The organism is Pseudooceanicola marinus (assembly GCF_020177265.1).
Classification (GTDB): domain Bacteria; phylum Pseudomonadota; class Alphaproteobacteria; order Rhodobacterales; family Rhodobacteraceae; genus Pseudooceanicola; species Pseudooceanicola marinus_A.
The window spans coordinates 216,506-231,897 of record NZ_JAIVMC010000003.1; the positions used below are offsets into that span (position 1 = coordinate 216,506).

Sequence of the window (15,392 nt, forward strand, 5' to 3'; positions counted from 1 at the left end):
CGCCGGAGGCCATCGACCGCAGGTCGATACGCTCCGTCTCAGGCGGTGGCCGGCCGCTTCACATGCTCGGCCGCGCGGAGGACCAGCGGGTCCAGACCTTCGCCACCCGCGTCCACATGAGCGAAGAACTGGGCCCGCATGCGCGGCTCCCAGAAGTCGTTCAGGTGGGCTGCAACCTTCTGGGGCGCATCATCGCCCGGCTGGGTCTTGAAGAAGGTGGCGATCTGGTTCGCCATCATGACGAGTTTCTCAGGCGACATGGGTCTCTCCTTCGCGTATCCGCTCTGCATGGGCGTAGATGTCGAAGCCCTCGCCCCGGGCGAAGGCGGCAAGGGTGATGCCGGCGCCTTCGGCCAGGCGCACGGCATGGGCCGTCGGGGCCGAAACGGCGATGAGGGTGGTGCAGCCGGTCTGGGCAGCCTTCTGAATCAGCTCCACCGACAGGCGGCTGGTCATCACGAAGGCGCCGTCGGCGGGGCGTATCCCGGCGCGGGTCAGGGCGCCGATCAGCTTGTCCAGCGCATTGTGCCGGCCCACGTCCTCGCGCGCCATCACCAGCCCCTGTCCCGGCAGCAGGAAGCCCGCCGCATGGACCGCGCGGGTCTGGTCGTGCAGGGGTTGCCGGGCGCGCAGGGCCTCGGTGGCGCTTTCGATTTCAGCCACCTCGAAACGCGGGCCGGTGCCCACCCGAGGCAGCGGGCGCACCGCCTGATCCAGCGAGTCGATACCGCAGAGGCCACAGCCCACGGGCCCCAGCATCGCGCGGCGCCGGCGGGTCAGAGCCTGGCCGCGCTCGGCCACCAGCCAGAACCGGCACTCGCTGCCGGTCTCGTGTTCGACCAGTTCGAAATCGCGGATCTCCTCGGCGCCCTTGATCATCCCCTCGGAGAGGGAAAAGCCCAGGGCGAAATCCTCCAGATCCTGCGGCGTGCACATCATCACCGCCTGGGTGGTGCCGTCGTAGACCAGCGCCACGGGCCATTCCTCGGGCAGCGCGCGGGTGATCTCCCGCGTGCCCTCGGGGCCGATGGCGTGGCCCGGCAAGGTCCTGACCGGCTGCGCCATCACTCGGCCGCAGGCAGGATCCGGCGCGAGCGTTCGGCCTGCGCGTTGTATTCCTCCTGCCAGTCGGTCGGCCCGTTGGACAGCGACACCTGCACCGCCGTCACCTTGTATTCCGGACAGTTGGTCGCCCAGTCGGAGAAGTCGGTGGTGATGACGTTGGCCTGGGTGTCCGGGTGGTGGAAGGTTGTATAGACCACACCCGGCGACATCCGGTCACTGACCTTGGCGCGCAGAGAGGTCTCGCCCGACCGCGAGGCCAGGCGCACCCACTGACCATCGGTCAGTCCGCGCACCTCGGCATCGTGGGGGTGGATTTCCAGCACATCCTCGTCATGCCAGATCGAGTTGTCGGTCCGGCGCGTCTGGGCGCCCACGTTGTACTGCGACAGGATCCGCCCCGTGGTCAGCAACAGCGGGAAGCGCGGGCCGGTCTTTTCCTCGGTCGCGACATACTCCGTCACGATGAACCGCCCCTTGCCGCGCACGAAGCCGTCGACATGCATCAGCGGCGTGCCATCGGGGTGTTCCTCGTTGCAGGGCCACTGGACCGAGCCCTTCTCCTCCAGCACGTCGTAGGTGACGCCGGCGAAGCTGGGGGTGGTCAGGGCGATCTCCGCCATGATCTCGGACGGGTGGGTGTAGGACCAGTTGGCACCCATGGCATTGGCGAGCAGTTGCGTCACCTCCCAGTCGGCGTAGTCCGCCTTCGGCGCCATCACCTCGCGCACGCGGTTGATGCGGCGTTCGGCGTTGGTGAAGGTGCCGTCCTTTTCCAGGAAGGTGGAGCCGGGCAGGAAGACATGGGCGTAGTTCGCCGTCTCGTTCAGGAAGAGGTCATGCACGATGACGCATTCCATGGCCGCGAGACCCGCCGAGACATGCTTGGTGTCCGGGTCCGATTGCAGGATGTCCTCGCCCTGGCAATAGAGGCCCTTGAAGGTGCCATCGACGGCGGCGTCCAGCATGTTGGGAATGCGCAGGCCGGGTTCCGGGTCGATCTCCACCCCCCAGGTCTTCTGGAAGATGTCGCGCACCTCCTCGCCCTTCACGTGGCGATAGCCGGGAAGTTCATGCGGGAAGGAGCCCATGTCGCAGGACCCTTGCACGTTGTTCTGACCGCGCAGCGGGTTCACGCCCACGCCCGGACGGCCGACGTTGCCTGTCAGCATGGCGAGGTTGGCGATGCCCATGACAGTGGTCGAGCCCTGGGAATGCTCGGTCACGCCCAGGCCGTAGTAGATCGCGCCATTGCCGCCGGTGGCAAAGGTACGAGCCGCCGCGCGCAGTTCCTCCGCCGGCACGCCGGTCAGTGCCTGGGTCTCCTCGGGGCTGTGACGGTCCTCGCTGATGAACTCGGCATAGGCCAGGTATTCGTCCCAGTCGCAGCGCTCGCGGATGTAGGCCTCATCCGCGAGGCCCTCGGTGACGATGACATGGGCCAGAGCCGAGACCACGGCGACGTTGGTGCCGGGGCGCAGCGGAAGGTGGTGGTTCGCGGCGATATGGGCCGATTTCACCAGGTCGATCTTGCGCGGGTCGATGACGATCAGCTTGGCGCCATCGCGCAGCCGCTTCTTCATGCGGGAGCCGAAGACGGGGTGCGCATCGGTCGGGTTGGCGCCGATGACGATGATCACGTCGGTCTGTTCGACGCTGTCAAAGTCCTGGGTGCCCGCCGAGGTGCCGAAGGTCTGGCCCAGGCCGTAACCGGTCGGCGAATGGCAGACACGGGCGCAGGTGTCGGTGTTGTTGTTGCCGAAGACGGCGCGTGCCAGCTTCTGCACCAGGTAGGTTTCCTCGTTGGTGCAGCGCGACGAGGTGATGACGCCGATGGACTTCTGCCCGTATTTCTCCTGCAGCCCGCGCATCTTGCCGGCGGCGAAGCTCAGGGCCTCCTGCCAGCCGACCTCGCGCCAGGGCTCGTCGATGCTGTCGCGGATCATCGGCGACAGGATGCGGTCAGGGTGATCGGCATAGCCATAGGCGAAACGGCCCTTCACGCAGGAATGGCCACGGTTGGCCTTGCCGTGTTTCCAGGGCACCATGCGCACCAGCTGATCGCCCTGCAGCTCTGCCTTGAAGGAACAGCCGACGCCGCAATAGGCGCAGGTGGTCACGACGGACCGGGTCGGCGTGCCCATTTCGGCCACGCTCTTTTCCTGCAGGGTCGCGGTCGGGCAGGCCTGCACGCAGGCGCCGCAGCTGACGCAATCCGAGGACAGGAAATCATCCAGCCCGGTGCCCGCCGAAACGCGGCTGTCGAACCCGCGGCCCTCGATCGTCAGGGCGAAGGTGCCCTGCACCTCTTCGCAGGCGCGGACGCAGCGGTTGCAGACGATGCATTTCGACGGGTCATAGGTGAAATAGGGGTTGCTCTCGTCGCAGGGCAGATACTGCGGGTTGGCCTCGCCCTCGGGGGCCTGGGCGCGGCGGTCGCTCTTGGACAGCATGCCGGCCAGCGAAGGGGAATAGTGGTTCTCCCCCGTCTCGTAGCGCATGTCGCGCAGGCCGACGGCGCCGGCCATGTCCTGCAGCTCGCAATCGCCATTGGCCGAACAGGTCAGGCAGTCCAGCGGGTGGTCGGAGATGTAGAGCTCCATCACGCCCTTGCGGATCTTGCGCACCTTGTCGGACTGGGTGTGCACCACCATGCCGTCATGTACCGGCGTGGTGCAGGAAGCCGGCGTGCCGCGCCGCCCCTCGATTTCCACCACGCAGAGGCGGCAGGAGCCGAAGGCCTCCAGGCTGTCGGTGGCACAGAGCTTGGGAATGTCGAGCCCCGCTTCGGCCGCCGCCCGCATGACCGAGGTGCCTGCGGGCACGGTCACTTCAGCGCCGTCGATGGTCAGGTGCACCGGCTTGCCCGTCCGCGCCGGCGTCCCCATGTCCTTCTCGTCAAAGGACTTGTCGTTGGGAATGATGAAATCCTTCATGGCTCAGGTCCTCCCTTTGGCCACATGGCGCAGGCCTGCTTCTATACGATGGCTGCAAATACTCCGGGGAGCGCGAGGGGCTGGCCCCTCGCCCGTGCGGCTTGCGTGATGCCGGATCATTCCGCTGCCTCCTTGGTCAGGCCGAACTCTTCGGGGAAGGATTCCAGCGCAGACATCACCGGATAGGGGGTGAAGCCGCCGAGCGCACAAAGCGAGCCATCCTTCATCGTCTCGCAGAGGTCCGTCAGCAGCTCGACCGCCGCGCCGTCGCCCTGCTTGATCCGGTCCAGCGTCTCGACGCCGCGCACCGCGCCGATGCGGCAGGGCGTGCACTTGCCACAGCTTTCCACGGCGCAGAATTCCATCGCGAAGCGCGCCATGCCCAGCATGTCGGCGCTGTCGTCGAAGACCACGACGCCCGCATGGCCGATCAGCCCGCCCTGGCCGTCGAATTCTTCATACCCGAAGGGCGTGTCGAACTTGTCGCGCCCGAAATAGGCGCCCAGGGGTCCACCGATCTGCACCGCCTTCACCGGGCGGCCCGAGGCGGTGCCGCCGCCAATATCCTCGACCAGATCGCCCAGGGACATGCCGAAGGCGGTCTCGAACAAGCCGCCGTGCTTCACGTTGCCCGCGATCTGCACCGGGATGGTGCCGCGCGACCGGCCCAGGCCGAAGTCCGCGAAATGCTGCGCGCCCTTCTCGAAGATCACCGGCACGGTCGCCAGGGAGATCACGTTGTTGACCACGGTGGGCTTGCCCAGGAAGCCCTCCAGCGCCGGCAGCGGCGGCTTGGCACGGACCACGCCGCGCTTGCCTTCGAGCGAGTTCAGCAGGCTGGTTTCCTCGCCGCAGACATAGGCGCCCGCGCCCACGCGGACCTCCATGTCGAAGGCGCGGCCTGACCCCAGCACATCATCGCCGAGCACGCCCGCGGCGCGGGCGCGAATTATCGCCTCGCGCATCACCGCCACGGCGTCGGGATATTCGGACCGGGTGTAGACATAGCCCTTGGTCGCGCCGGTGCAGAGGCCCGCAATCGCCATGCCCTCGATCAGGCAGAAGGGGTCGCCTTCCATGATCATCCGGTCGGCGAAGGTGCCGCTGTCGCCCTCGTCGGCGTTGCAGACGATGTACTTCTGATCCGCATGGGCCATGCGGACGGTGTCCCACTTGATCCCCGTCGGGAACCCCGCGCCACCGCGCCCGCGCAGGCCGGAGGTCTTCATCTCATCAATGATCGCCTCGCCGGTCATGGTGGCGGCCCGGCGCAGGCCGGCGAGGCCGCCATGGGCCTCGTAGTCGGGCAGCGACAGCGGATCGATCACCCCGCAGCGGGCGAAGGTCAGACGGGTCTGCCGGGCGAAGAAGGGGATCTCCTCGGTCAGGCCAAGGCTCTCGACCTCGCCGGCCAGGATGCCGGCCACGTCCTCGGGCGCCACGGGGCCCCAGGCCTCGCGGCCTTGGCCGCGGTCAATCTCCAGCAGGGGTTCCAGCCAGACCATGCCGCGCGATCCGACGCGGATCACCTCGACCGTTTCGCCACGGGCTTCCAGCGCGGCACTCAGCGCTACCGCAACCTCTTCGGAGCCAAGCGCCTTGGCGGCGCTGTCCATCGACAGGTAGATCTTCATCCCTCAGCTCCCTCGACAGCCGCCATCAGCCGCGCCTCGCTGGCGCGCCCCATCAGGGTATCATCCAGCATCACCGCCGGCGCGCAGGCGCAGAGACCGAGGCAATAGACCGGCTCCACCGTCACGCGGCCATCGGCCGAGGTGCCGTGCCAGTCGAGGCCAAGCTGCGCCAGCAGCCGTTCGGCCATCGCCTCGCCGCCCATGGACTGACAGGCCTCGGCCCGGCAGATCTTCAGGACGTGGCGCCCGGCGGGTGCCTTGCGGAAATCGTGGTAGAAGGAAATGACCCCGTGCACCTCGGCCCGGCCGAGGTTCAGCGCCGCCGCCAGCATCGGTACGGCCGTCTCAGGAATATGGCCAAAGGCCGCCTGGATGTCGTGCAACATCGGCAGCAGGGGCCCTTCCAGGTGCAGATTGCGGTCGATCAGCGGCCGGATCTCCTCCTCTCCGACCTCTGGCAGCGCCTGCGGCGCGCGTGGCTGCGGGTTCATGTTCGTCTCCCCTCGCTGGCTTGTCGGGGAGTCATGGCGAAAAGGCGATACAGGATCAATATCGCATTTCCGTCATTCGATTGATGAAATCTATCAACCTACGGAACCGCATCCGCCGCAGCGCAGCGTGACGGCAGTCCGCAGACGCAATAGATCAGGGCGCCGCCAGCTGCTCCGCCGTGTCCAGCAGCGCCTGCAGGACAGGGGTATGCGGCTCCTGGTAGGGTGCGACCAGACCGACGGCCGGGCCGGTGCCCCCCGGCGCCACGGGCACCGTCACCAGGTTGCGCCCCGACACCAGGAAGGCCGCCAGATCGTCGGGCAGGACCGTGATCAGCCCGGCGCCCTCGACATGGCTGGCCAGCACCACGGTCGAATTGCTTTCCAGCCCCGCCCCCGGCGCCACTCCGGCCTCCAGAAAGGCTCGGTTGATGATCCGGCGGTTCTGCATGTCCGGGGTCAGCAAGCACATGTCCTGCCCGGCGAAATCGGACCAGTCCAGCACCTCGCGCGCCGCCAGCGGGTGATCGGGCCGGCAGACCGCGGCATAGCGTTCGCGGTAGAGAAAGGCGGTCGACACATGCCCCAGCGGTTCATTATCGAGGTAGGAGATCCCCGCCTCGACCTCGAAGTTCTCGAGCATCGTCAGGATCTCGGCCGAGTTGCGGCTGAGGATGGTGAACTCCACCCCGGGATGGCTGGCGCGGAACCCCGTGGCCAGGCGCGAGGCCCAAGTCAGCGCCGTGGGAATCACGGCGATGCGCAGGTGCCCCGCCAGCCCCTCGCGGGCGAAGCGCATCTCTTCGCGCAGGCGCCGGGCATCACCGACGATCTGGCGCGCCCAGACCAGCGCCCGCTGGCCCTCGGGCGTCAGCCCGCCGAAGCGGGATCCGCGCAGCACCAGCTTTACCCCCAGTTGATCCTCCAGCTGGCGGATGCCCGTCGACAGGCTGGGCTGGGTGATGCCGAGGCTTTCGGCCGCGCGGCCGAAGTGCTGCTCCCGGGCCAGCGCCATGAACATTTCGAGTTTCCCGATCATCCCCCCTTTTCCCCCGAAACGCGCCCCTTGCCCAGCCCCCACGCACGGCGCACCCCGGCAGGATCCGGGGCGCCCTCCGCTTGCAGGACGCCACCAACTGCCCAGGCAAGATCGGCATCCTGTAGACACCCCGCCATACCCCGTCCGGACGGTTGCCGTCGCCTTGCCGCGCACCGGGGATCGCGCTCCACGCCCTTGCTTCACCTTGTTTGAAATACTCCGGGGGTGAATTGGGCCGCAGGCTCAAGAGGGGGCAGCGCCCCCTTCCATCCCTCAGGTCAAGCGCAGGATCCGCATTGCCTCGAAGATCGCGGCATGGATGTTGCGCGCGGCCACCGCGTCGCCGATGCGCACCAGGTCAAAGGCGGCCTCGGGGCGGCGCTGTGGGAAGGGATCGCCCTCGGCCGTGACCAGGGCGTCGATCGACACCTCGCCGCCGTTGCGCGACAGCGGCTTCAGCTCGAAATACAGGTCTTCCATCGGCGTCGTGCCCGCGTTCACCAGCACGGCGTCGTAGTGCCCTTCGGTCGTCCAGTCGGAATACTCGGTGCCGATCGAGGCGCGCAGGCCGTTGCCGTCGCGGGTCAGCGCATCAAGCCGGCGGGCCACGGTGAAGGTCACACCCTTGTCCTGAAGCGCGCGCATGTAGGGGACGAAGTTCATGCCGAGGATCTCTGCCGAGAGGCCGCGTTCGCGGTTCATGATCTCCACCGTGCAGCCAAGCGCCACCAGCTTCTCGGCGGCTTGAAGCGCGGCGTGGTCCCCCGCCTCGTCGTAGATCAGCACGGAGCCCGAGGGTTTCGCGTCACCTGACAGCACATCCCAGGCCGAGAGCGCCAGATCGGCGCCTTCGATCACCTCCGTATGGGGCAGGCCGCCGGTGGCGATGACCACCAGGTCGGGGGAGAGTGCGGTCACATCCTCGGCCTCGGCGAAGCAGTTGAACCGGAAGGTGACGTCAAGCGCCTCGCATTGCGCCATGCGCCAGTCGATGATGCCGATCATCTCGGCCCGGCGGGCCTGGGCCAGCAGGCGGACCTGGCCGCCGGGTTGATCGGCGGCCTCCAGCACCGTCACCGCATGGCCCGCCTCGGCGGCGATGCGCGCGGCCTCCAGCCCGGCGGGGCCGGCGCCGACGACGACCACCCTGCGCGGCGTGGCGGACGTCGGCGTGGCATGCGGATGGGTCAGCTCACGCCCGGTGTGCGGGTTGTGCACGCAGAGCGCCCCGCCGGAGACATAGACCCGGTCGATGCAATAGGTGGCGCCGACGCAGGGGCGGATCTCATCCTCGCGGCCCGCGGCGATCTTGGCCACGATATGCGGGTCGGCGATATGGGCCCGGGTCATGCCCACCAGGTCCAGCTTGCCCTCGGCCACGGCGTGACGGGCGGTGGCCACGTCGGCGATGCGCGCGGCATGGAAGGTGGGCAGGCCGACCTCGGCCTTGATGCGCCCGGCAAAATCCAGGTGCGGCGCGGCGGGCGTGCCGCCGAGGGGAATCACGTCGGTCAGGTTCGGTTCGCTGTCCACGCGGCCGCGGATCACGTTCAGGAAATCGACCAGGCCCGAGGCCTTTAAACGGTGGCCAATCTCGATCCCTGTCTGTTCGTCGATGGATCCGGGGTGCAGGTCATCCGCCGTGTAGCGCACGCCCACCAGGAAATCCGGCCCGGTGCGGTCGCGGATCGCCTGCAGCACGTCGAGGGAGAACTTCATCCGCGCGTCCAGATCACCGCCATAGGGGGCGTCCAGCTGGTTCAGCTCCCCCGACCAGAAGGCGTCGATCAAGTGGCCGTAGCATTCCAGCTCGATCCCATCGAGGCCGGCATCCTTCATCCGCTCGGCGCCCAGGGCGAACTCCTCGATCACCCGGGCGATGTCGAACTCCTCCATCACCTTGGGGATGACGCGATGCGCGGGCTCCTTCCGGCGGCCCGGCGCGATCACCGGCAGCCAGTCTTCCACGTCGTAGCGGGTGCGCCAGCCCAGGTGGGTCAGCTGGATCATGACGGCGGTGCCATGGGCGTGGCAGGCCTCGGTCAGCTTCGCCATCCAGGGCACGACCTCGTCCTTCCAGGCGGCGACATTGCCGAAGGCCGCCGGGCTGTCGCGGGACACCACCGCCGATCCGGCGGTCATCACCATGCCCACGCCGCCCTTCGCGCGCTCCTCATGATAGGCGCGGTAGCGGTCCTTGGGCAGCCCGTCCTCGGTATAGGCGGGCTCATGCGCGGTGGTCATGATCCGGTTCTTCAGCGTCAGGTGACGCAGCTGGTAGGGTTGCAGGAGCGGATCGCGGGAGGCGGTCTGGCGGGCGGCAGTGGTCATTGGGCTGGTCCTGAAGTCTGGCAGTCGGGAAGGGCGACGCCAGCCGGGCGGCGATCCGGCAGGGCAGGGCGGCCCGGAGTGAGCCAAGCATGCGCGCCGTGAGTCTGCCAAGACGCCGGTTCACGCTGACCGGCTGTGCGGACACGAATTTTCGCCAAGAGCGCCGTTCGGCTACGCATTTCAGCCACCTGAAGTGGCGGCCTGGCCTGCCACAAGGGCCGGCGGATCACGGACTCTTAAAAGCCAAACAAAATACTCGGGATTGACTTGGCTGAGCGTTTTCGTCAGAAAAGCCGCAAAGGAGACCCCATGACCTCAGCTGGCTACGCCCATTCTCTGCCCTGCCACCTGGCCGCGTGCCGGGGCGCGACGGGGTGTCGGGCATGAGCGCGGTGCGCGGCGCCGAGGCGGTGGCGAAGATCACCACCCTGCCGCTGCACGAGGCGCTGGTCATCGGCGCCCTGCGGGCCCGCTGTGACGGCGCCGCAGCCCATGGGACCTTCGTGGACGAACTGGCGGGCCTGATGGGGCCGGCCACGGCCGAGCGGATCGAGGCGGCGCTGGACGGCTTCTTCGATCTGGTGCTGCGGCACGGGCGCCGCCCGGTCCTGCGTCATTCCGCCAGCTGCGCCTGCGTCGGCGCCGACGAGGCGGTCCTGGCGCATCTGGTCAGCATCGCGACCGGCGGCGACAGCGAGGACGCCATGCTGATGGCCTGCCTGCTGGTGCGCGCCGACATGGCGCCCGCCGTGGTCTCACAGGCGCGACTGCTGGGCCTGGAACTTCAGCGAGGTGCGCCGGATCACCCGCATCCGCCCGCGGCGCCGGGACGCGCCGTCACCCTGCACTGAGCCTGACGATCAAGACGACTGAAAACGCAGACAACATGCGAACAGAAGGGACTTCCATGACACGCATTCTGAAAGCCGCCCTGGCCACCACGGCCCTGGTTGCCGCCCCCAGCCTGGCGCTGGCCGTCGAGAAGGCGGAGGTGCTGGACACCTACGCCGACATCGCCGCCGCCGCCTACGGCGACAGCCTGAGCACCGCCAAGACGCTGCAGGCTGCCGTGGATGAGCTGATCGCGAACCCCTCGGCCGAGGCGCTGGAGGCCGCGAAGGCCGCCTGGCTCGAAGCCCGCGTGCCCTACCAGCAGACCGAGGCCTACCGCTTCGGCAATGCGATCGTGGATGACTGGGAAGGCAAGGTGAACGCTTGGCCGCTGGACGAAGGCCTGATCGACTACGTTGACGCCTCCTATGGCGGCGCCACCGACGAGAACGAATATGCCGTTCTGAACGTGATCGCCAACCCGACCTTCACCCTGTCGGGCGAAGAGGTGGATGCCGCCGCAATCACGCCCGAGCTGCTGGAAAGCACCCTGCACGAGGCCGACGCGGTGGAGGCCAACGTGGCCACCGGCTACCACGCCATTGAATTCCTGCTCTGGGGCCAGGACCTGCACGGCACCGAAAAGGGGGCGGGCGAACGCTCCTGGACCGACTACGCCGCCGGTGATGACTGCACCAACGGTCATTGCGACCGCCGCGGTGAATACCTGAAGGCCGCGACCGACCTGCTGGTATCGGACCTGGAATGGATGGCCGGCCAATGGGCCGAGGGCGGCGAGGCGCGCGAGACGCTGATGGCCGATGAGGACGCGGGCATCGTGGCCATGCTGACCGGCATGGGCAGCCTGTCCTACGGTGAACAGGCCGGCGAACGCATGAAGTTGGGCGTGCTGCTGAACGACCCGGAGGAAGAGCATGACTGCTTCTCCGACAACACCCACAACTCCCACTACTACGACGGTCTGGGCATCCGGAACGTCTACTTCGGCAGCTATACCGGCGTCGACGGCACCGTGACCGAGGGCCCGTCGCTGTCCGACCTGGTGGCCGAGGCCGACGCCGACGTGGATGCCACCCTCAAAGCCGACATCAGCGACACGATGTTCAAGCTGGCGACGCTGAAATCGGCCGCCGAGGCGGGCTTCAGCTACGACATGATGCTGGAGCGCGGCAACGAGAAGGGCGAGGCCCTGATCATGGATGCGGTCGACGCGCTGGTCACCCAGACCCGCGGCATCGAACGCGCCGTCACCGCCCTGGAGCTGGATCAGATCGGCTTCGAAGGCTCCGACAGCCTCGACAACCCGGACGCCGTCTTCGAGTGATCCGGCATGGGCGCGCGGATCGTCCCGCGCGTCCCCACACCTCCGGGTCGTGGCGGTGCGCCGCCCCGACCGTCTCCCCAAGAGCCTGCGAAGGACCCCTGCCATGATGGTCTGCCACTGCCACTCGCTCACCGATCGCGACATCCGTTCCGCCGTGGACTGGATGCGCGCCGCCGACCCCGAGACGATCATCACACCCGGTAAGGTCTACCGGGCATTGGGGAAAAAGGCCGAATGCGGGGGCTGCCTGCCGCTTTTCATGGACACCATGCGCGATTGCGATAGTTTCGAAGTACCAGACATTCTGCGCGGCCTGCGCCGCGCGACGACAAAGGAGACTTCGGATGAAAGGCGACGCAAAGGTCATCGAGTACCTTAACGCAGCGCTGCGTAGCGAGCTGACGGCGATCAACCAGTACTGGCTGCACTACCGGCTGCAAAAGGACTGGGGCTACGGCAAGATCGCGGCCAAGTCCCGTGAAGAAAGCATCGAGGAGATGCACCACGCCGACAAGCTGGTCGACCGGATCATTTTCCTGGAAGGCCACCCGAACATGCAGAAGCTCGATTCGCTTCGCATCGGCGAGACCCTGAAGGAAACGCTGGAGGCCGACCTGGCCGCCGAGCATGACGCCCGCAACCTCTACAAGGAAGCGCGCGATCATTGCGACAGCGTGGGCGACTACGTCAGCAAGAACCTCTTCGAGGAGCTGATGGCGGACGAGGAAGGTCACATCGACTACCTCGAAACTCAGCTGGAACTCTACACCTCGCTGGGCGCCGAGAAATACGGCCTGCTCAACGCCTCCTCGGCGGACGAAGCCGAGTAAGCGCCTCTGGCGACTCGATGTTAGGGGGAGGTCCGCTGGGCCTCCCCTTTTGCATTCAGGCAGGGGGGCTGCCCCTTGAGCCCGGGGATCTTCCCAGACGCGGTTCAGCCCCGGGGAACATTTGGGCCAGCATATCGAGAGAGTGGCGGGCAGGGGCGTACCCGCCGGGGCATAGGGCGGGCGTCATGCCGCAGGGCGGGGCCGCATTTCCGATTGAACCGCTCAGGAATTGGTGGCAAGCCACGGGGCATCCTGAAGAGCACGAGTTGCCGATGTCCACGCACCTGACCCATCCGATCCGTCCGGCCGGCAGAGGGCTGGCCTCCGTCCTGGCCATGACGCTGGCGCTGTCGCCTCTGGCCCTTCGTGCCGAGACCGTGCAGCTGTCCGACAGGCTGACCGCCCCGATCCTGGACGTCGTGCCCCGCACCGAGGCAGAGCGCGCGCGCATCGCCGCCGTCACCGCGCCCACGACGGATTTCAGCGCCCCCGAGCGGTTCGAGCAGAACCCGGCCGGCGCCGCCACCACCCGGGCACGCACCGATGCCGATGCCTTCAGCCAGTTCTCGGCCAATATCGGCTTCGAGGGGGAGATGAATTTCAAGCTGGGCAACGGGCTGTTCAAGAAGCTCTGGGTCAGCTCTCCCAGCTCCACCAAGGCCAGCGACGGGCTGGGGCCGCTCTACAATGCGCGCGCCTGCCAGCGCTGTCACCTGAAGGACGGGCGCGGCCATCCGCCCGAGGGTCCCGAGGATGACGCGGTGTCGATGTTCCTGCGCGTCTCCGTGCCTGCGGACGAGGCGGAGCCGATGTCGGAGATCGAGGCCTTCCTGCTGTCCGCCGGCGCGCCGAGCGCGGCGCGCACCCGGCCCGATCCGGTCTACGGCGGACAGATGCAGGACTTCTCGGTCCACGGGTTGCCGGCGGAATACCGGCTGGGCGTGACCTGGGAAGAAGAGGTGGTCGAGCTGGCCGGGGGCGAAACCGCCAGCCTGCGCCATCCCACCTGGACCGCCGAGGACCTGGGCTATGGTCCGCTGGCGCCGGGCGCCATGCTGTCCCCGCGCGTCGCGCCGCAGATGATCGGCCTCGGCCTGCTGGAGGCGATCCCGGCGGAGGACATCCTGGCCAAGGCCGACCCCGAGGACGCCGACGGCGACGGCATCTCGGGACGGGCGCAGGTCGTCTGGTCCTTCGAGAACGACCGTCCGGAACTGGGCCGCTTCGGCTACAAGGGGGGCGCGCCCAGCATCAAGGAACAGTCGGCGGCGGCCTTTGCCGGGGACATCGGCATCTCCACCCCGCTCTTCGACGCGCCCTGGGGCGATTGCACCGAGGCCGAGACGGGCTGTCGCGCCGCGCCCCATGGGGATGGCGACGTACGCGGCACCGAGATCGACGCAGAGGGGCTGGATCTGGTGACCTTCTACAGCCGCAACCTGGCCGTGCCGGAGCGCCGCGACGTGGGCGATCCGCAGGTCCTGGCCGGCAAGCAGGCCTTCTACGAGGCCGGCTGCACCTCCTGCCACACGCCGAAATACGTGACCCACCGGCTTGAGGGGCAGGACGCGCAGAGCTTCCAGCTGATCTGGCCCTACACGGACCTTCTGCTGCACGACATGGGCGAGGGACTGGCCGATCACCGGCCCGAGGGCCGGGCCGATGGCACGGAATGGAAGACGCCGCCGCTCTGGGGGATCGGGCTGACGCCGCAGGTTAACGGGCACAGCTACTACCTGCACGACGGCCGCGCGCGGTCGCTGCTGGAGGCGGTTCTGTGGCACGGGGGCGAGGCTTCACAGGCGCGGCAGAATGTGGTCGACATGGATCCCGACACCCGCGCCGCCCTGATTGCCTTCCTGGAGAGCCTGTAATGCGTTTCCTGCCCGCCGCCGCCCTGATCCTGAGCCTGACCGCCACCACGGCCACGGCCGATGTCGCAGACGCTGTGGAGCAGGAGATCCTGCCGGGCACCGCTGCCTTTGCCGGGGCCGCCGAGGCGCTGCAGGTGCAGGCCGGCGCCACCTGCACGCCGACCCCGGAGCTGGAGGCCGCGTGGAACGACGCCTTTGACGCATGGATGGGCGTCTCGCACCTGCGCTTCGGCCCGCTGGAGGTGGATGGCCGGGTCAACGCCATCGCCTTCTGGCCCGACAAGAAGGGCTTCACCCCGCGGATGCTGGGCCAGATGGTCGCCGACGCGGACGAGATCGTCGATCAGCCTGATGAGTTCCATGAGCTTTCGGTTGCGGCGCGCGGTCTCTTCGCCTTGGAATACCTGCTCTACGATGACCAGTTCGCCGGTTACGAGGCCGACAGCTATACCTGCCGTCTGGTGCAGGCCATTTCCGCCGACCTGGCGCGGATGGCCGAAGAGATCGACCAGGAATGGCACGACGAGGCCGCCCCGGCGCTGCTGAGCGCGGGGGAGGCGGGCAACACCACCTATCTCGACCGGGACGAGGCGGTGCGCGTCCTTTACACCTCCTTGCTGTCGGGGCTGGAGTTCACCGCCGACAGCCGTCTTGGACGGCCCCTTGGCACGTTCGACCGCCCCCGCGCCAGCCGCGCCGAGGCGCGCCGCTCGGGCCGGTCGCTGCGCAATGTCACCCTGTCGCTGGAGGCCCTGCAGGGCCTCGCCCGCGCTCTGATGGCGCCGGAGGCAATGCCGCAGAGCGAGGCAGCCTTCGCCTCCGTCTTCGAGGCAATCGAGGCGGTGGAAACGCCGGACCTGTCGCAGGTCGATGACATCTCGGGTCGCCTGAAGGTCGAGATCGTGCAGCAGCGCGTGCAGCTTCTGCGCCGGAGCGTCGAAGGAGAGGTCGGCGGGCATTTCGGGCTGTCCGCCGGGTTCAACTCGGCCGACGGCGACTGAGCGCGGCGACCGCGCCAG

Annotated in this window: 13 protein-coding genes; 6 read left to right on the plus strand and 7 right to left on the minus strand. The window is 67.9% G+C overall.

Annotated features, from left to right (window positions below; translation table 11 throughout):
- Positions 1 to 38: 38 nt before the first annotated feature.
- The 7 genes from LC066_RS05665 to LC066_RS05695 all read right to left on the minus strand — a co-directional run bounded on the left by LC066_RS05665 (position 39) and on the right by LC066_RS05695 (position 9,493).
- On the minus strand, positions 39 to 260 hold the full coding sequence (locus tag LC066_RS05665) for a formate dehydrogenase subunit delta (protein WP_085888521.1): 222 nt from the start codon (positions 258 to 260) through the stop codon (positions 39 to 41).
- Positions 250 to 1,065: a formate dehydrogenase accessory sulfurtransferase FdhD gene (gene fdhD / locus LC066_RS05670; protein ID WP_224897112.1), complete on the minus strand. Its 816-nt coding sequence runs from the start codon at positions 1,063 to 1,065 to the stop codon at positions 250 to 252. Before fdhD ends, LC066_RS05665 begins: the two co-directional genes overlap by 11 nt.
- The gene (gene fdhF, locus LC066_RS05675; protein WP_224897114.1) at positions 1,065 to 3,998 is read right to left on the minus strand and encodes a formate dehydrogenase subunit alpha; all 2,934 of its coding nucleotides are present in this window, start codon (positions 3,996 to 3,998) and stop codon (positions 1,065 to 1,067) included. Before fdhF ends, fdhD begins: the two co-directional genes overlap by 1 nt.
- 116 nt (positions 3,999 to 4,114) lie before the next feature.
- Positions 4,115 to 5,632 carry a formate dehydrogenase beta subunit gene (locus LC066_RS05680; RefSeq protein WP_224897115.1) on the minus strand — a complete coding sequence of 506 codons (1,518 nt, stop codon included), beginning with the start codon at positions 5,630 to 5,632 and terminating at the stop codon, positions 4,115 to 4,117.
- A complete protein-coding gene (locus tag LC066_RS05685; protein WP_224897117.1) occupies positions 5,629 to 6,123 on the minus strand; it encodes a formate dehydrogenase subunit gamma in 495 nt (164 codons plus the stop codon). Before LC066_RS05685 ends, LC066_RS05680 begins: the two co-directional genes overlap by 4 nt.
- Positions 6,124 to 6,277: 154 nt before the next feature.
- Complete coding sequence (locus LC066_RS05690) at positions 6,278 to 7,162, minus strand: LysR family transcriptional regulator (RefSeq protein ID WP_224897119.1); 885 nt, start codon at positions 7,160 to 7,162, stop codon at positions 6,278 to 6,280.
- A 273-nt stretch (positions 7,163 to 7,435) separates the two neighbouring features.
- Positions 7,436 to 9,493, minus strand: a complete 2,058-nt coding sequence (locus LC066_RS05695) for an NADH:flavin oxidoreductase (RefSeq protein WP_224897121.1) — start codon at positions 9,491 to 9,493, stop codon at positions 7,436 to 7,438.
- A gap of 383 nt (positions 9,494 to 9,876) precedes the next feature.
- On the opposite strand from LC066_RS05695, the gene LC066_RS05700 reads away from it, so the two are divergent.
- From LC066_RS05700 to LC066_RS05725, 6 genes are all read left to right on the plus strand, one after another.
- Complete coding sequence (locus LC066_RS05700; protein WP_224897122.1) at positions 9,877 to 10,344, plus strand: hypothetical protein; 468 nt, start codon at positions 9,877 to 9,879, stop codon at positions 10,342 to 10,344.
- Positions 10,345 to 10,400: 56 nt separating this feature from the next.
- Complete coding sequence (locus tag LC066_RS05705; RefSeq protein ID WP_224897124.1) at positions 10,401 to 11,669, plus strand: imelysin family protein; 1,269 nt, start codon at positions 10,401 to 10,403, stop codon at positions 11,667 to 11,669.
- A 103-nt stretch (positions 11,670 to 11,772) separates the two neighbouring features.
- On the plus strand, positions 11,773 to 12,048 hold the full coding sequence (locus LC066_RS05710; protein ID WP_085888517.1) for a bacterioferritin-associated ferredoxin: 276 nt from the start codon (positions 11,773 to 11,775) through the stop codon (positions 12,046 to 12,048).
- Complete coding sequence (gene bfr / locus LC066_RS05715) at positions 12,014 to 12,499, plus strand: bacterioferritin (RefSeq protein ID WP_222476780.1); 486 nt, start codon at positions 12,014 to 12,016, stop codon at positions 12,497 to 12,499. Before LC066_RS05710 ends, bfr begins: the two co-directional genes overlap by 35 nt.
- Before the next feature lie 335 nt (positions 12,500 to 12,834).
- The gene (locus LC066_RS05720; protein WP_224897505.1) at positions 12,835 to 14,373 is read left to right on the plus strand and encodes a di-heme oxidoredictase family protein; all 1,539 of its coding nucleotides are present in this window, start codon (positions 12,835 to 12,837) and stop codon (positions 14,371 to 14,373) included.
- Positions 14,373 to 15,374, plus strand: a complete 1,002-nt coding sequence (locus LC066_RS05725) for an imelysin family protein (RefSeq protein ID WP_224897126.1) — start codon at positions 14,373 to 14,375, stop codon at positions 15,372 to 15,374. The genes LC066_RS05720 and LC066_RS05725 overlap by 1 nt, the downstream gene beginning before the upstream one ends.
- Positions 15,375 to 15,392: the final 18 nt, after the last annotated feature.